General features: G+C 47.2%; 14 protein-coding genes and 1 riboswitch. Of the genes, 6 read left to right on the top strand and 8 right to left on the bottom strand.

What is annotated here, in order from left to right; translation table 11 throughout:
• Positions 1-301 precede the first annotated feature (301 nt).
• Genes cobU through cobS form a run of 4 tightly spaced genes read left to right on the top strand, consistent with a single transcriptional unit; the run spans position 302 to position 3,406 of the window.
• A complete protein-coding gene (gene cobU, locus Q1A08_RS16945; protein WP_299775080.1) occupies positions 302-838 on the top strand; it encodes a bifunctional adenosylcobinamide kinase/adenosylcobinamide-phosphate guanylyltransferase in 537 nt (178 codons plus the stop codon).
• Between the two features lie 54 nt (positions 839-892).
• A complete protein-coding gene (gene cobT / locus Q1A08_RS16940) occupies positions 893-1,990 on the top strand; it encodes a nicotinate-nucleotide--dimethylbenzimidazole phosphoribosyltransferase (RefSeq protein WP_299775078.1) in 1,098 nt (365 codons plus the stop codon).
• Positions 1,990-2,592: a histidine phosphatase family protein gene (locus tag Q1A08_RS16935; RefSeq protein ID WP_299775076.1), complete on the top strand. Its 603-nt coding sequence runs from the start codon at positions 1,990-1,992 to the stop codon at positions 2,590-2,592. Before cobT ends, Q1A08_RS16935 begins: the two co-directional genes overlap by 1 nt.
• A 40-nt stretch (positions 2,593-2,632) precedes the next feature.
• On the top strand, positions 2,633-3,406 hold the full coding sequence (cobS, locus tag Q1A08_RS16930) for an adenosylcobinamide-GDP ribazoletransferase (RefSeq protein WP_299775074.1): 774 nt from the start codon (positions 2,633-2,635) through the stop codon (positions 3,404-3,406).
• A 61-nt stretch (positions 3,407-3,467) separates the two neighbouring features.
• On the opposite strand, the gene Q1A08_RS16925 is transcribed toward cobS, so the two are convergent.
• The 7 genes from Q1A08_RS16925 to ilvA all read right to left on the bottom strand — a co-directional run bounded on the left by Q1A08_RS16925 (position 3,468) and on the right by ilvA (position 12,077).
• Positions 3,468-4,922, bottom strand: coding sequence for a cobyric acid synthase (locus Q1A08_RS16925; RefSeq protein ID WP_299775206.1), 1,455 nt, complete (start codon positions 4,920-4,922; stop codon positions 3,468-3,470).
• A gap of 43 nt (positions 4,923-4,965) precedes the next feature.
• Positions 4,966-5,568, bottom strand: a complete 603-nt coding sequence (gene cobO, locus Q1A08_RS16920) for a cob(I)yrinic acid a,c-diamide adenosyltransferase (protein WP_299775072.1) — start codon at positions 5,566-5,568, stop codon at positions 4,966-4,968.
• 30 nt (positions 5,569-5,598) lie between these two features.
• Positions 5,599-6,492, bottom strand: coding sequence for a cobalamin-binding protein (locus Q1A08_RS16915; RefSeq protein ID WP_299775070.1), 894 nt, complete (start codon positions 6,490-6,492; stop codon positions 5,599-5,601).
• On the bottom strand, positions 6,489-7,310 hold the full coding sequence (locus Q1A08_RS16910) for a heme ABC transporter ATP-binding protein (protein WP_299775068.1): 822 nt from the start codon (positions 7,308-7,310) through the stop codon (positions 6,489-6,491). Before Q1A08_RS16910 ends, Q1A08_RS16915 begins: the two co-directional genes overlap by 4 nt.
• Positions 7,307-8,320, bottom strand: a complete 1,014-nt coding sequence (locus Q1A08_RS16905) for an iron ABC transporter permease (RefSeq protein ID WP_299775066.1) — start codon at positions 8,318-8,320, stop codon at positions 7,307-7,309. The genes Q1A08_RS16910 and Q1A08_RS16905 overlap by 4 nt, the downstream gene beginning before the upstream one ends.
• A gap of 38 nt (positions 8,321-8,358) precedes the next feature.
• The gene (locus Q1A08_RS16900) at positions 8,359-10,203 is read right to left on the bottom strand and encodes a TonB-dependent receptor (RefSeq protein ID WP_299775065.1); all 1,845 of its coding nucleotides are present in this window, start codon (positions 10,201-10,203) and stop codon (positions 8,359-8,361) included.
• Between the two features lie 111 nt (positions 10,204-10,314).
• Positions 10,315-10,481, bottom strand: a riboswitch (cobalamin riboswitch).
• Positions 10,482-10,565: 84 nt separating this feature from the next.
• A complete protein-coding gene (gene ilvA / locus Q1A08_RS16895) occupies positions 10,566-12,077 on the bottom strand; it encodes a threonine ammonia-lyase, biosynthetic (protein WP_299775063.1) in 1,512 nt (503 codons plus the stop codon).
• A gap of 164 nt (positions 12,078-12,241) precedes the next feature.
• On the opposite strand from ilvA, the gene Q1A08_RS16890 reads away from it, so the two are divergent.
• Positions 12,242-14,302, top strand: coding sequence for a sensor domain-containing phosphodiesterase (locus tag Q1A08_RS16890; RefSeq protein ID WP_299775062.1), 2,061 nt, complete (start codon positions 12,242-12,244; stop codon positions 14,300-14,302).
• 36 nt (positions 14,303-14,338) lie between these two features.
• Here the strand turns inward: Q1A08_RS16890 and Q1A08_RS16885 are convergent, their stop codons facing one another.
• Positions 14,339-15,646, bottom strand: a complete 1,308-nt coding sequence (locus Q1A08_RS16885) for an amidohydrolase (protein WP_299775060.1) — start codon at positions 15,644-15,646, stop codon at positions 14,339-14,341.
• 155 nt (positions 15,647-15,801) lie between these two features.
• Between Q1A08_RS16885 and rpiA the strand changes: the two genes are divergently transcribed.
• Positions 15,802-16,476, top strand: coding sequence for a ribose-5-phosphate isomerase RpiA (gene rpiA / locus Q1A08_RS16880; RefSeq protein ID WP_299775204.1), 675 nt, complete (start codon positions 15,802-15,804; stop codon positions 16,474-16,476).
• The last annotated feature ends 55 nt before the right edge of the window (positions 16,477-16,531 follow it).

Raw genomic sequence — 16,531 nt, 5'->3', positions numbered from 1 at the left:
CCGTGGTCACTTTTTCATAAAGTGATATGAACAAGCTTTTTTAGACGAAGGCATAAACGGCCAAACTGGAGATAAAACTCAGAATCTCATACAGATTGAATGATCAACAAATATCTTTTAGCCAAAGCCTATACAAGTGATGCAGGATACTTGTCGCAGCAATCAACTAAATAATAGTCTAAAATTACAATCTTTCTATGCGAAACAAGACAATTTACCCATGCTTTAGAATCATTTTTATCTTAAAGTGGCATAGCTTGCCTTCATGGCGTGCATTTCCTCCAATAGAGAACCTTATATCATGCTGCATCTAGTCTTAGGCGGTGCCCGTTCGGGCAAAAGTCGCTATAGCGAATCCATTGCCAAGTCCCTCGAATCGGCAGGGCGAGAAGTCTTCTATGTCGCCACCGCCGATAGCTCTCAAAACGATAATGAGATGGCCCAGCGAATCGAGCGACATCAACAAATGCGCCCCAGTCACTGGCAACTTAAAGAGACAAAGACAGCTTTAGCCCAGACACTAGAGTCGCTAAACCGAGCCGATGCCATCGTTTTAGTGGACTGTTTGACGCTTTGGCTGAGCAACTGTTTGCTCCACCAAGACCAGGGGCTTTGGCAAAAGGAAAAACAACGGCTGCTAAGCTGCTTAAGCCACTTCGAAGGACAACTGCTAATGGTTAGCAATGAAGTCGGACAAGGCCTGGTCCCGATGGATAAATTGGCCCGAGTATTTGTTGACGAATCAGGCTGGTTACATCAAGATCTTGCCCAAATTTGCGATCAGGTAAGCTTCGTCACTGCCGGTATACCGCAGCAACTTAAACCCCAGCAAAAATAGATAAAGTCCTACTAGGCCTCTACAAGCCCAGAATCAACATAAGAAAACCCACTCATGCCTGAAACTCAATATTGGTTTGACCAAGACATCACTCTGCCTTCGAACGATAAGCGAGAGGAAGCCGTACAACATCAGCTACAGCTAACTAAGCCGGCAGGCTCATTAAGCAAGCTGGAGACACTAGCTATTGAGTTAGCCGCCCAGCAAAACAATAACAAGCCGACAATTCAGGCTCCGCAAATAACCGTATTTGCCGCTGACCATGGCATTGCGCAACAAGGGGTTTCGGCATTTCCACAGTCAGTCACGGCACAGATGGTCAGCAACTTTATCGCCGGTGGCGCAGCGATCAGCGTCTTGGCCAGGCAGTTTGATGCGCAAATGGAGGTGGTAAATCTTGGCACCTGCCATCCAATCCCTCAACACACCGCGAGAGGACAAAAACCTGCACAGCGATTACACAATGCCGTAATTGCAAAATCCACCGCCGATTTTTCAAGACAAGCCGCCATGAGCAACCAGCAGGCGCAACAAGCCCTGCAAGAAGGTGCAAATGCCCTTGATAGAGCCCCGCTTGAATGCAGCTTATTTATCGGTGGCGAAATGGGTATTGCAAACACCAGTAGCGCAGCGGCTCTAGCTGCAGTCCTGTTGAATAAAGACGTCAGCGAAGTGTGCGGTTACGGGACAGGCATTAGCGAAGAAGCCCGATCTCAAAAAGCTAAGCTGATCAATGCAGGCGTGCTACGCTTTACTGAAAAAGCTAAAACACAAAATCTAAACGAACGTCAACGCGCCTTACTCGCTCTAGAGGAGCTAGGTGGTTTTGAAATTGCTGCTTTATGTGGGGCTTATATTAGGGCCGCTCAAATGGGCAAAAGCATATTACTCGATGGCGTCATCAGCAGTGTTGCGGCACTACTGGCATGCAAGATTAATCCAGCCGTTATGCACTATTTATTGGCCAGCCACCTCTCCGCCGAAGTTGCCCATAAGCCCATTCTCGACAGCTTGAGTTTGACACCACTGTTAGAATGGAACATGCGGCTTGGAGAAGGTAGCGGTGCAGCGTTGTGTATTGGTTTATTGGAAAGCGCCTGCCAAATTCATAACAATATGGCCACCTTCGCTGAAGCAGGTGTGAGTCAATAATGAAAACCAGTATTCGTTTATTGCGTCATGGTATTTGCGAAGGTGGCAATATTTTCCGGGGACATTGGGATAGCCCCTTGTCCAGCGAAGGGCATCAACAAATGCTAGCCGTCTGTACAGCACTGCAAGATATTGACGTTATTATTAGCTCTCCCTTGCAAAGGTGTCGGCAAGTCGCAGAGGATTTAGTACAGCAGTATGGCGATTCAGATTTGCTGATCGAGGAAGGTTTTAAAGAAATCAACTTTGGCGATTGGGAGGGAGCGAATATCGATGAGCTCATGAAAAGCCAACAATCGCAATTAGAAGCGTTTTGGAGCGACCCGGTATCGAACAGCCCTCCCAATGGTGAAACGATGGCCGATTTCAATCAGCGAGTTTGCCAGGCCTGGCACAATATTTTGCAGCAATACCAATACAAACAAATATTATTGATCAGCCATGGTGGTGTTATTCGCTGCATACTCGCCGATGTTTTAGGTATGTCGCTAAGGCCGTTGTCTCGAATTAGCGTGCCTCACGCCTGCTTAAGTCAAATAGACATTTTTCATGAGGCAGGCAAGCCAGACTGGCCGCAGTTAATCAGCCACGGTTTAAATTAAGTTTGACCACTTTTATCATCTGTTTTTAATGGGGCCCTATATGGAACGAGTTTCGGGATTCGGGCGCAGTTTAGCCATCGCCTTTATGTTTTTAAGCCGCATCCCCATGCCGCACTTAAAGGAATACAAAATTGAAGACCAACGTCGATCCGGCCTCCTCTTCCCTTTGGTAGGCTTATTACTCGGCGTCCTTCTCGCTGTACTAAGCCTATTTTTATCAAGCCAATTTCCTGCGAGTGTCAGCGCCGCCATCCTACTTTGTGCTTGGGTTTTTATAACAGGCGGCTTACATATCGATGGCTTAGCGGATTCAGCCGATGCCTGGCTTGGCGGCTTGGCCGATAAGAGTCGCAGCCTGGCCATTATGAAAGACCCGCGTTGCGGTAGCGGCGCTGTATTTACCGTGATCTGCTTATTATTACTTAAATATGGCGCACTGTTCCATTTATTCGAGCAAAGTGGCACTGGATCAACCAACTTAGCCAGCAGCTTAATCATCATCCTTATGTTGGGCCGCTGTTCGGCGATAGCTGTTTTTAGGTTCTGCCCCTACGTGAGTGAATCAGGCTCAGCTTTAGGCTTTTTAGATTTGAAGAAAACCAATGTAATCAACTTAGCCCTCTTAATTTATCTAAGCCTGTTTGTACTGCTCTGGCCCGCAGGCTTAATCGAGTTAGGTATATTACTGCTTATCTGGCTAGGTCTTCGCCACTTAATGATGAGTAGGATTGGCGGCTGCACGGGCGATACAGCCGGGGCCAGTGTAGAAATTATTGAGGCGGCGGCACTGGTTTTACTTTGTAGCACTGGCTAAGAGTAAGTTACATACTTCAATCTAGAACCAGCCAAGTAAATTCAAAGCCCAATGTATAGCTCTACATTGACAATAAATCTCTGCCAGCTTCGCGTTGCTCCAAGGCCTCAAGAGTAGTTTGAGCTAAACGTTCAATTTCTTGCTCGCGAAACTCCAAATAATTAAACGCTTCGGCAGATTCCAAACCCGCCCATCGCAATAACTGTTCAAGGGCCGAGCTTTCATTAAACAACCCGTGCAAATAGGTTCCCAATATTTGCCCGTCAGCAGAGCGAAAGCCCTCTAGCTCTAGCCCCTGATCACTCTCTAATTCAAAAAAAGGGCTCCGCTCTAAATCAGCGCCAGAACTTTTACCCATATGGATTTCATAACCGCTGATCGCAATATCGCTATCAAAGAAATTTCCTTGACGATTACTCAGCTCTTTACGCTCATAAAGTTCGGTATCCATATCGATCAAGCCCAAAGCTGAGCATCTCCCTGCTTCACTCTCGACGCCCAGCGGATCATTAATACTATTACCTAGCATTTGATAACCGCCACATATCCCCAAAAGCTTTCCGCCATAGCGAAGATGTCGTTTAATGGCATCTTCCCAGCCTTGTTCCCGTAAATAAGCCAAATCAGAACGTACTGACTTCGAGCCAGGAATAATCAGCAGATCACACTCTTCCAAACTCGACTTTAAATCAACAAAGCTAAGCTCAACCTGCGGATGCAGAGCAAGAGGATCAAAATCTGTATGATTTGAAATTTTAGGCAGAACAAGTACAGAGACTTTTAAGTTATCCGTGGCTTTTCCTTGCTGCTTGACGCTTATCGCGTCTTCGGCCTCTAGATGAAAGTGGTGTAAATAAGGAATAACCGCTAAAACGGGTTTGCCAGTTTTTTCTTCCAGCCATTCTAAACCCGGCTCAAGCAAAGCAATATCGCCTCGAAAGCGATTGATCACAAATCCGACCACACGTTTTTGCTCAGTTTCACTTAACAACTCTAGCGTTCCTACTAAGTGTGCAAATACCCCTCCCTTGTCGATATCCGCTATTAGAATAACTGGGCAATCTACGGCCTCAGCAAAGCCCATATTGGCAATATCACCTTCACGCAAATTAATTTCCGCGGGGCTTCCTGCTCCTTCTACAAATAGCCATTGATAGCTATCTTGTAATCGCGCAAAAGATTCCAAAACCGCTTGCTTCGCGGTGCTTTTATAGTGGTGATAATCTAAGGCCTGCATATCGCCAATAGAATGACCTTGCACTATAACCTGGGCGCCAGTATCCGTACTGGGCTTTAGCAAAACCGGATTCATATCGGTGTGGGCTGGCACCCTAGCCGCTTCTGCCTGTACTGCTTGTGCGCGACCTATTTCGCCGCCATCTTCAGTGACTGCGCTATTCAATGCCATATTTTGTGGCTTAAATGGTGCGATAGACTTACCTTGATTGGAAAATATCCGGCATAGCGCTGCCACCATCGTGCTCTTACCTGCATCCGAGGTAGTCCCCTGCACCATTAGAGCAGAGCTGCTAAATTTCTTAAAATCTAGCTTCACTGAGTTACCACTCAATACCTTTTTGAGCTTTGATACCCGCCTGAAATGCATGCTTTACGGCTTTAATTTCACTATAGGTATCACAGGCATCTTGCAGATATTTCTTTGCACCACGCCCAGTGATAATCACACTTTGTTTTTCTGGCCTATTGGCAATGGTCTCTAGCACTTCATCTTTATCTAACCATTTATAATTCAAGGCGTAGGTCATCTCATCCAACAACACCAAATGTATATCCGGGTTATTAAATGCCGACTTGGCTTCCTGCCAAACCTTTTGGGCCGCAAGCTTATCTTTTTCATCATCCTGAGTTTCCCAAGTAAATCCAGTACCCATGACATGAAAGTCTACGTCGGGCATATTTTCCAGCATATTGCGCTCACCACACTCCCAGGTGCCTTTGATGAATTGCACCACAGCCACTTTATAACCGTGACCTAGAGCCCTAAGCACGGTACCAAAGCCTGAACTGCTCTTGCCTTTACCGTCACCACTTAGCACAATAAATACGCCCTTATCTTCCTGGGCCCTAGCAACACCGGCATCCACGATTTCCTTGCGCTGTTGCATACGCTTTTTATGGCGCTGATCTTTATCTTCAGTCATCTTTAATCACCCAATACGTTTGACTCGATACTATTTCTTCGCTTTTTGTTGCCTTACAAAAGACAGCTGTTCGCATAATATGCTTGCGCCCTCTAGCAAACGAGGGGAATGCCTTTGAATTAGATCTGGCGGAACAAAAAACAAGTGATTATTTTTCACGGCACTCAAGCTAGGCCACTGCTTCCATTCATCCAGCCACTCAGGCCTCTCTTCACCCATCCCACTTGCAACGATAACATCTGGGTTTTTACGCAGCACGGTTTCGACACTCAGCTTTGGCGCAATACTCTTAGCATTGTGAAATACATTTCGCCCACCACATAAATCGATAACATCGCTGACTATACTCTGGCCATTTAGACTTTGTAGCGGTTGATTCCAAACCTGATAGAAAACCGAAACTTTATCTTGCGATTTATATAGCCTTTTTAACTGCGCCAACTCTTCTCGAAACTTTGCAACCTTAACAGCACCTGCTTTACTGGCTGTCAATCGGCTTACATCTTCCATCAGTGTGGCAATATCTTCTAGTTTCTTGGGCTCAGAATAATAAACCTGAAAACCTAAGGCTTCGAGCTGCTTAAGGTGCTTCTCAGAGTTTCCACTTTTCCATGCCAATATCAGGTCGGGATTCAAACGCACCACTGCCTCAACACTGACCCCAGTGTAACCCCCAACTCTGGGTAAGACCTTGGCCGCTTCTGGATAATTACTATAGTCAACTGCGGCAACGAGCCGATCTCCCGCACCCACCTCATAAATAACTTCAACTAAGTGCGGCGCCAAAGCGACAATTCTTTTAGCGGGTTCGGCTAGAACGGGTAATTCACTGGCCCATATAGCCTTAGGCGCCAGCTGAAACAGTAACAGTGAAAGCAACAAGTACTTTCTTAAGCCACTGCAAGGCAATCGTTTAAAAATCATAAATACACCGCCGGGCAATCTTTTTTTGGATGTTGAACAACGTTCACATCGACTTTATAGACTTCACTGAGCATGGATTCAGTGCATACTTCCCAAGGCTTGCCATTGGCTCGAAGTCGGCCGTTATCCAGAAGTAAAATACGATCGGCGTATTGGCAGGCCAAATTCAAGTCGTGCAAAACCAGAATAAGTACCGCATTGCTTTCAGATCTTTGACGACAAGCCTCTAGCAACATTTTTTGGTGGCTCAGGTCTAATGAGCTATTGGGCTCATCCAAAAAGACATATAGGGGTAGGTAATTGGATGTCGGCCAAGCTTGAGCGAACACCCTGGCCAACTGAGCCCTCTGTTGCTCACCACCAGATAGCTGAGTATATATACGATCACGATAATCGTAGCAATCGAAGGCCTTCATGGCCTTATAACAAACATCTTGATCATAGGTGCTGCCGGTTGCGAATGGCATTCTACCCATCTCCACAACCTCAGAGACAGAAAACGGAAAATTCAAGCTAGCATGCTGAGACAACACCGCCAAGCTTTGCGCTCTCTGTGAGAGCTCTAGCTGATCAATTTCTTGCTCATGGATATAGACAACACCCTTCGAAGGCTTAAGCTCCCCTGACATTGTCTTTAATAGACTGGATTTGCCAGCACCGTTAGGACCAATGATTACGACCAGCTCACCTGCGCAGGCCGAAAAACTAATATCCTTTAGCACCTCATTACCAGAGCGAATCAAAGATACACTCTGTGCCTCAAGGCAGGCGAATTGCTTCAACGGCATTTCACTACTTTCGTGCAATGAGCTATTCATAGTATTTTTTGGCGCTTATTGCGTAATAAAACCAGAAAAAACGGAGCGCCTAGCAAAGCTGTTAAAACTCCAACTGGCAGCTCAGTTGGCAAAACGATGGTGCGAGCTAAGGTATCTGCCAGCAACAACAACAAAGCACCACCTAGGGCCGAATTTATGATTAAAAATCGATGATCTGGGCCTACCAATAAGCGCATGATGTGAGGCACAACCAAGCCAATAAAGCTGATAATACCCGCCAAGGCAACAGACAAACCCAAGCCAGCGGCAACCAGAAATACAACCAGCAGCTTCAAGCCATCAACATTCACCCCCAAGTGCCTTGCCTCAGATTCACCCAATAGTAATGCGTTTAGCTTTTTAGCATTTACCTGTAACAAGACAAGCACGATGCCCAACAGAGCAAACATCCCCCAGCGCTGCATGCTACTGCTACCAGATAGATTTCCCATTTGCCAAATACTGATTCTTCTTAACTGCTCGTTATCTGAGTAGAACTCACTGAAACTCGATATCGCACCAGCAAGTGCGCTCACCGCAATGCCCGCCAGCAACATCATGGCGACGGATGTTCCATAATCGCCCAAAGATAATCGATAGACCAAGAAGCTCGCCAACGCACCGCCGAGAAAGGCGCTTATCGCTATCAATAGAAAGCTTACTGGAATATCAAATACCGCCGCCGCAAACACAATACATAAGCTGGCCCCCATCGAAGCGCCTGCACTCACGCCAATCAAACTCGGATCCGCAAGAGGGTTTCGAAACAAACCCTGGCAAGCTGTGCCACAGCTTGCCAGCATAGCACCAACCAGCAAGGCCAGTAGCAAGCGCGGCAAACGGATGTCTCGAATGATGAGTTGCTCGGTATTATTCGCCTTGCCAAGCAAAGCTTGTAGCGCATCTGAAATGGAAGAAGGCTCCGTACCGATACAGAGCGCCAATAGGGAGAGGGGCAGTAGAAGGATCAACTGCAAATAGAGAGTTCGCTTTGCGGTTTCTCTATGCATACCTTCTATACCCCATGTTTCCTAATCTACGCAGGAACTTACAAGCTTAATTTAAAACCCGCATACACGGCCGCGCCAGAAGAGTTATAGCTGTTAACCTCTTGATAGTCTTCATCAAAGGCATTTTCAGCTCGCACAAACAAATCAATATGCTCGGTCGCCATCCAACGTAACGATACATCTAGAACTTGGTAATCATCAAGCTCGACAGAGCTATCACGTTGACCTGCCACATGACGGAAGTTACTGCTCAACACCACACTATCATTCCAAAAGCGGTAATCTAAACCGGCGTTAAACAACACTCTCGGGCGACGAGTACGCTGCTCTCGTACGCCAGCGCTGTTAGGCACGGTTTCGGTATCGTTATAGGTAGCATTGCTGTATACATACAGCTGCTCGCTAAGGTCTTTCTGGAAACTTAGCTCGACACCTTTAGATCGGCTTTCGCCGTTACCCTGTAGGTATCCACTAAAGGTCTGCAGATCGAAGTAGATTTCGTTTTCTACTGTTTGATCGAAATACACGACTTCTAGCTGACCACCACCTTCTAGGAACAGCTGAACACCTAGATCGTAGCTATCGGTTTTTTCTTCTTGCAGATTGACTTCTAGGATTGATGGTGGCGCAAATTCACGGCGATTGTAGGCCAGCTCAGACAAGCTAGGTGCACGGAAGCCTGTTCCCCAGCTGCTTTTCAGCTTTAACTCACCCAGAGCGGTTGGGATTAAGTAGGCAGCTCCTAAGCGATAACTATTGTGCGTACCAAAGTCATCATTATCGTCATGACGCACACCTGCATTGATAAACAATTTATTGTCATTTTGCCATTGCCAATCAACATATACCGAATCTTGATCTCGCTCTTTTCGGTTCAGAGTGTCTTCTTGAGTCTCACGCTCGACACCAAACACCAAGGTATTCTGCTCGCCTTTCCAGGCACCTAGGTATTGTAATTCTTCGATTTCACCATCAGCCTCAAAGGGAAAATCGGTGATATTTTCACGCTGAGTTTCGTTTTTACTATAGGCCAACTCATGATCCCACTGCGTACCTTTTTTGCTAAGCGCAAAACGAGCTGCACGTTGCTCATAGTTGGCAAAGTTAACATGATTGCTCGTGGAGCTAAAACCATCGTAGCCAGCGCTAGAATCCACATCACGCAAAGTAGTGCTTACGCGCCAGCCATCAGCGAAATTCAAACCGCCATGGACATGAGCCGTGGTATTTTCATAACCGTCGAGTTCGCCAGTGGTATCGATAGTGCGCGCGTTAAAGCCATCGGTATTCTGCTTCGAAACAGCAAGGCTAATATCACCCTGTTGTTCACGTACAGCCACATTAGCCGCCCAATTCTGAGTATCGTAACGCCCAACTTCAGCTTGCAACGCACCACTTAAGCCAGCTTTATCAGAGCGGCTATCAATCAAGATAACACCACCAGCATCAGCACCGTAAACCAAGCCTTGAGCACCACGAAGAATCTCAACTCGTGATATACCGGCGCTGCTAATGTGCTGAATCTGCGGGCCAATTTGGGTACCGGTAGGGTCCGACACATCGATGCCGTCGATAAATACCTTGGTACGGTAACCTTCTTCACCACGAATACGTAAAGCTGAGGCCTTACCTGCACCACCAGAGTTGCTAACATTAATTGCAGGTTCGCTGCGCAAGACATCCATTAGACTTGCGTGACCGCGTAGCTCAATGGTTGCGGCATCGACGACACTGACTGCCGCCGATTGCTGCCGAAGCGGCACTTCAATGCGGTTAGCCACAACAATCATTTCTTCAATTTTGCTTTCTTTAGCAGCGTGAGTATTGGCTGTAACAGCCAGCGCCAAAACAGATTTGACGAAAAGTAACTTAGAAAATTGCATTATAGATCCTCAATCAAACACTCGGACTGAGGGAGGGAACAGGCTCGGACAAGTGCTAAGCTAAGCGGCTGCACTTGGCGTTCACTGATAAAGCCCTCCGCTTCATCGTTAATATTTAGACTCTGCGAAGGCCGGTATCGGGCTTCACGACATATGTCGTTTCACCGTTGCGGGGGCAGCGCTGGAATAGCCAACAAAATTGACGCACCAAGCTTCCCGTTTAACCTACCCAAGCCCATAAGAGAGGGCTGGCAGGCACCAAAGCAGGGGGCGCACAGTACTCGCGCGTCCCAGAAAGGTCAAGCAATAAACAGATCTATCCTTAGCACAAAAGCTTAGGAACGAGTGCGCAGGAGCAATGACTAGCTCAAGAAGTAACGATAGGCCTCGCTATCGGTTTCTTCGCTATAGCGATACTCCAAACTATCCAATAAGGCCAATAGCTCCTTATTGTCTTCTTTAGGTACTTGAAGGCCGACTAGTACTCGCCCATAGGCCGCACCGTGGTTGCGGTAATGAAACAAAGAGATATTCCAGCGGCTCGCTGTTTTACTTAGAAAGTTATCCATTGCCCCTGGGCGCTCAGGAAACTCAAAGCTAAACAGACGCTCATTTTCGACTTGAGGAGCATGACCGCCCACCATATGGCGAACATGCAATTTGGCCATCTCGTTGTCAGTCATATCACAGACCTCATAACCTTTATCACGTAGCTCTGCGACTAACGCATGACGCCCTTCGTCATCAAGCACTTGAACCCCAACCAAGACATGGGCCTGCTCATGGGAGCCATAGCGATAGTTGAATTCCGTAATGCCGCGACGACCTATGGCTCGACTTAGCTTGCGAAATGCCCCAGCTTTCTCAGGTAGAGTCACCGTCAACATTGCTTCGCGCTTTTCACCAATCTCGGTACGCTCAGAAATATAACGCAGACGATCAAAGTTAGTATTCGCTCCACTGGCAATGGCTATCACGGTTTTATCTTCCCAGCCCTGCTCAGCGACATGTTTTTTCAAGCCGGCTAGAGATAATGCACCCGCGGGCTCAGCGATTGAGCGAGTATCTTCAAAGATGTCTTTTATCGCCGCACACATCTCATCGGCATTCGCCGTAATCACGCCATCGACGCTGTCTTTGAGCACTCGATAAGTTTCTTTACCAATCTGCGCTACTGCCACACCATCCGCAAAAATACCCACCTCAGACAAAGTGGCTCGACGGCCCTTTTCCATAGCTAGCTTTAAGCAGGCGGCATCTTCTGGCTCTACCGCATAAACCTTGATTTCGGGGCGAACGTATTTGATATAGGCGGCCATACCAGCGCATAGGCCGCCGCCGCCCACTGGGATATAAATGGCATCGATCTTAGCTGGGTGTTGACGCAATATCTCCATCGCCACCGTGCCCTGGCCGGCAATAACATCTGGGTCATCGAAAGGGTGGATATAGGTCAGCCCCTGCTCTTCCACCAACTTGTTAGCGTGAGCAGCTGCACCATCATAAGCATCACCATGGAGCACTACTTTTGCACCACGACGGCGCACGGCGTCCACTTTAATAGCCGGAGTTGTCTTAGGCATCACAATTGTGGCTTTTACCCCTAAGGCTTTGGCGCTCAGCGCTAGGCCTTGGGCATGGTTACCTGCTGAAGCGGCAATTACACCACGAGCTTTTTCCTCATCACTTAGCAATCTAAGCTTGTTAAAAGCACCGCGGATTTTAAAGGAAAAAACGGGTTGTAAATCTTCCCTTTTAATCAGCACATTATTGTTAATTCGAGCCGAAATCAGAGGTGCCTCATCTAATTGGGTTTCACGGGCCACATCGTAGATGCGGGCATCTAGTATTCTTTTTACGTAACTCTCTGGCATAAGGCTCGACAACTGATCAAAAATTAGCTAATAATGGTGACAAATTATAAGACAAGGGAGCCTTTGGCGTAAGATGCCAAAGCAGCATCTGGGCTAGGAATTAAGGTTTATTGGCCTAGAGCGTAGTGCTTGAAGGATATCCACTCCTAAAAAGGGTTCAAGCATTGAACAGCCGGACGCTGACACTGCCTGAGAATGAAGAATTCTTTGACTCCATATTCCCAGGCCTGTCACAGGGTGCATTCGACATAATTATTGACGGACCGGTTGGCATTTGGGTTTACCAGGCCAGCCCTGGGTGCCTATTTGTCAACGAAACAGCCAAGCGACTGTTAAAGCTTGAGCAAAGTGCCTCTATCTTTTCTGCCGACACCCCGCCTTGCCTCAGGCACCTACTCAAAAATCCGAATCAAAGCGGCCTGCAAAAGTGCCAAGGTAGCGATGTATTTAGCTACCTTATTCAAGAACAGCTCTCTATGACCGCCGGTATTTTTGTTAGCACCCCAGAGCCTCAGTCTCAATTACCACCTCTTGCCAATGACGAACAAGGAATACTAAAGCTGCTCATGCAACTGCCGCACCTTGCCGTACAAGGCTATGACAAAGAAGGGCGAGTAATTTATTGGAATGAAGCATGTAGAGACTTATACGGTTACAGCCTAGCCCAAGCTCGCGGTAAAACCATGGGGGAGCTGCTAATCCCCCAAAACCAAAGAGCAGGTTTTCCATCCGTTTTACAAAAATGGCTATCAAAAACCGGCGTTGCCCCTAATAGAAAGTGCATAAGGGTTAATCGCCAAGGTCAAAAGCTGCAGATTCAAACCACCCAAATCGTTATTCAATCGCCACAGAACGAGATCGAACTCTATTGTATTGACCACAGCATGGAGGGGGCCAAGCAACAACAACAGCAATTGCACGAGCTGGAATACTATGATCAGTTAACTAAGCTGCCGAACCGACAGCTAATGCACTCATTACTGCAGCAAAGCATGAAGATCAGCCAGCAATTGGATTTATCAACAGCTGTCATGTTTATCGGCATCGACAAGTTCAAGCTGGTAAATAGTCAATATGGGCATGATATTGGTGATCAAATACTAAAGCGCATCGCCGACCGAATTCTGTCATCAGTAAGCGTGCAAGATTTAAAAGCTCGTTTCGGCGGCGACGTCTATGTTCTTGCTTTCAATCTACCTGAAGGTAGCCAGCAAATCTCAAATATCGCCAATCGGCTCTTAAGCACTCTCTCGGAAGACTTGCATTTGCTTGAAGGTCCAGAAAAAGTCACCGCCAGTATCGGCATTGCCATTTCACCCCATGACGGAGAGGATGCAGGTACACTTCTAAAGCATGGCGATGCGGCTTTGGCACAAGCAAAGGCAAACGGTGGCAATGGGTTTTTCTATTTTGACCCGGAACTCAATCGCAACACCCACCGCGTACACTTTATCGCTCAGGATTTAAAAAGGGCTTTACAGGCCGGTGAGCTAAAGCTTATTTTTCAGCCACAATTTCGCCTGGGTTCTTCCGAGGTCTGTGGCAGCGAATCACTATTAAGATGGCAGCACAAGCAGCTTGGCGAGATATCCCCTGCGGAATTTATCCCAATCCTCGAGCAACAACAAAGTATGTTGATGCTGGACTTTTGGGTGACCAGCCAAATGTTTAAAAACATCAAAAATCATATAATACGCGGGATAAGACCTCCTAGAACCTTCGCAAACCTTTCTGCCGCCACAATAAATCACAAAGACTTTCAGCACACAGTGCAGCGCATGCTGGATAAACACGGCATCCCCTGCCGCACGGTTGGCATTGAGCTTACGGAGCATGTACTTATCAACAATGAACCCCAAGCGGTAGCTAATTTGCAGTGGTGCAGACAAAAAGGGATCAAAATTGCACTCGATGATTTTGGCACTGGTTTTTCATCGCTAAGCTATCTCGCCAAGCTGCCTATCGACATTATTAAAATCGACAAGTCTTTTATCAGCGCCATCGAGAAAAAACATAATCGCGAGCTGGTAAAAACAATTATCGCTATCGCCAAGAGCTTATCTATGGAAGTGATCTGCGAAGGTGTCCAATCAGAAGAACAAGAGCAATTCCTTCGAGAACAAGGCTGTGATATGGCGCAAGGACATCTTTATAGTTATGCACTCGACAGCGAAGAATGGTTTGACTTAACCAGGCAGAAATTGCGGCAGGAAAACACAGCATAGCGCATCAAAATTGCGCCATGCTGCCACAAAGCTTTGTTATTTGCTGTTCATATAGTCCAAAGTCAAGGCACTTAAAGCCTTCACACCGGTCTTCAAAGCCGCCTCATCTAAATCAAATTTCGGAGAGTGGTTATAAGCTGCACCTGGCTTACCCGCACCCAAGCCAATAAATAAGCCCGGGATTTGCTGCTGAAAATAAGAGAAGTCTTCTGCTGCAGTAATCGGTTTAATTTCCATTACTTTACCAGGAGATACTTTTTCCAAAGTGGGCAGCATCTGTCGAGTTAACTCAGGATCATTAAAGGTAACAGGGTAACCCGGGACGATTTCTAAGTCCGCTGTCGCGCCTGAAGCCGCCGAAATATTCTCTACCGTACGGTGTAAATGCTTATGTAAGGTTTCGCGCATTTTTACATCATAAGTTCGAATAGTGCCTTCCATATCAACTTTATCAGGAATAATATTATTGCGAACACCACCATGAATAGACCCTACTGAAACGACAGCAGGTGCTTCTGTAATTGGAAGCTGGCGCGCGGGAATCAATTGAATCGCGGTTACCACTTGGCCTGCCGTAGTAATCGGATCCACCCCCGACCAAGGTGCCGAGCCATGGGTCTGCTTGCCTTGAATAGTAAGCTCAAAACGATCTTGTGCTGCCATAAAACCCTCAGCTCGATACGCTAAGCTGCCGGCTGGAAAGGGAAATATGTGCAAACCAAAAATAACTTCTGGTGCATGTTTACCTTTGAGGACTCCTTCTTCCACCATTTGTTTAGCACCCCAGGTTTCAATGCCCTCCATGCCTTCTTCAGCTGGTTGGAAAATAAATTTCACCGTACCCGGCAGATCTTCACGGTGCTTAGCCAATAACTCAGCCACCCCCATCAAAATCGACATATGACCATCGTGGCCACAGGCGTGCATCACACCCACTTCTTTATCTTTAAACATGCCTTTTGCTTTTGAGGCAAAGGGTAGACCCGTTTCCTCGGTAACAGGCAAAGCATCCATATCCGAACGCAGAGCAACGACTGGGCCGGGCTTACCACCAACCAAAACCCCTACCACACCAGTTTTAGCAACCCCCTCTTGCACCTCATCAAAGCCAAGGGCCTTAAGGTGCTTGGCAATATAAGCTGCGGTTTTGTGCTCTTGATTGGATAACTCTGGATGTTCGTGAAGGTGACGGCGCCACTTGATCACCTTAGCCTCCAAGGCTTTTGCTTCGGCATCAATGGTTGCCAAATCCAGACCTGCATGGGCAGGCAAGACAGCAGCCAAAGCTACTGAGGACAACATGGCCGGCAGGGCCAGCTTCTTTATCCAATCGCTACGTCTCATTGCTAAATTCCTTAATTGTTATTCAAAAATCGAAGCTAGATTATCACAAATACGGCCTGCCGAACGGCCAAGATGCCTTGCCAGAGCTGTTCACAGTAAATTGAGCTGGGAGTATAATGGCGAGCTTTCCAATACCCGACCTTGATGAGATCTCCATGAACCAAGACCAGCTAAAGCAGGCGGTTGCCAAAGCTGCCGTTGACTATATACGGCCAAAACTTGATGCCCACTCGATTGTAGGTGTTGGCACAGGCTCTACCGCTAACTTCTTTATAGACTATTTAGCTGAGATTAAAGGTGATTTCCAAGGTGCGGTAGCCAGCTCTGAAGCTACCGCTGAGCGATTACAAGGCCACGGCATCACCGTATTCGACCTCAATGAAGTCAGTGAAATGGCTGTTTATGTCGATGGAGCTGATGAAAGCAACCCGGAGCTGGCCCTTATTAAAGGTGGCGGTGCGGCATTGACTCGCGAAAAGATTGTTGCCGCTGTTGCCGATGAGTTTGTCTGCATCGCCGACAATAGCAAATGGGTCGACTGTTTAGGGCAGTTCCCTCTTCCCGTTGAGGTCATTCCCATGGCTCGCTCTCATGTCGCAAGAGAGCTAGTTAAGCTTGGCGGGGATCCGGTTTACCGCCAAGGCGTGCTTACCGATAATGGCAATGTAATTCTCGATGTTCACAATATGCAGATTGAAAAACCTGCCGAGTTAGAACGTGCGATTAATGGCATTGTAGGCGTTGTGACCAATGGCTTATTTGCTGAACGTTCGGCGGATGTGTTGCTACTAGGCGGAGAAGATGGCGTGCAGGAAATTCGCAAGCCATAATTCCGAGACACAAAAGACCGAGCTGTCAATCTCGGTCTTTTAACTTCTATTCACA

The sequence above is a fragment of the uncultured Pseudoteredinibacter sp. genome, assembly GCF_947500695.1.
Taxonomy (GTDB): Bacteria; Pseudomonadota; Gammaproteobacteria; order Pseudomonadales; family Cellvibrionaceae; genus Pseudoteredinibacter.
This window is presented reverse-complemented; position numbering and strand designations above follow the sequence as displayed.

Excerpts from the sequence above, each read along its gene's own strand:
- cobU (WP_299775080.1), top strand. The coding sequence starts at position 302 with ATGCTGCATCTAGTCTTAGGCGGTGCCCGTTCGGGCAAAAGTCGCTAT.
- cobT (WP_299775078.1), top strand. The coding sequence starts at position 893 with ATGCCTGAAACTCAATATTGGTTTGACCAAGACATCACTCTGCCTTCG.
- Q1A08_RS16935 (WP_299775076.1), top strand. The coding sequence starts at position 1,990 with ATGAAAACCAGTATTCGTTTATTGCGTCATGGTATTTGCGAAGGTGGC.
- cobS (WP_299775074.1), top strand. The coding sequence starts at position 2,633 with ATGGAACGAGTTTCGGGATTCGGGCGCAGTTTAGCCATCGCCTTTATG.
- Q1A08_RS16925 (WP_299775206.1), bottom strand. The coding sequence starts at position 4,922 with ATGGTGCAGGGGACTACCTCGGATGCAGGTAAGAGCACGATGGTGGCA.
- cobO (WP_299775072.1), bottom strand. The coding sequence starts at position 5,568 with ATGACTGAAGATAAAGATCAGCGCCATAAAAAGCGTATGCAACAGCGC.
- Q1A08_RS16915 (WP_299775070.1), bottom strand. The coding sequence starts at position 6,492 with ATGATTTTTAAACGATTGCCTTGCAGTGGCTTAAGAAAGTACTTGTTG.
- Q1A08_RS16910 (WP_299775068.1), bottom strand. The coding sequence starts at position 7,310 with ATGAATAGCTCATTGCACGAAAGTAGTGAAATGCCGTTGAAGCAATTC.
- Q1A08_RS16905 (WP_299775066.1), bottom strand. The coding sequence starts at position 8,320 with ATGCATAGAGAAACCGCAAAGCGAACTCTCTATTTGCAGTTGATCCTT.
- Q1A08_RS16900 (WP_299775065.1), bottom strand. The coding sequence starts at position 10,203 with ATGCAATTTTCTAAGTTACTTTTCGTCAAATCTGTTTTGGCGCTGGCT.
- ilvA (WP_299775063.1), bottom strand. The coding sequence starts at position 12,077 with ATGCCAGAGAGTTACGTAAAAAGAATACTAGATGCCCGCATCTACGAT.
- Q1A08_RS16885 (WP_299775060.1), bottom strand. The coding sequence starts at position 15,646 with ATGAGACGTAGCGATTGGATAAAGAAGCTGGCCCTGCCGGCCATGTTG.
- rpiA (WP_299775204.1), top strand. The coding sequence starts at position 15,802 with ATGAACCAAGACCAGCTAAAGCAGGCGGTTGCCAAAGCTGCCGTTGAC.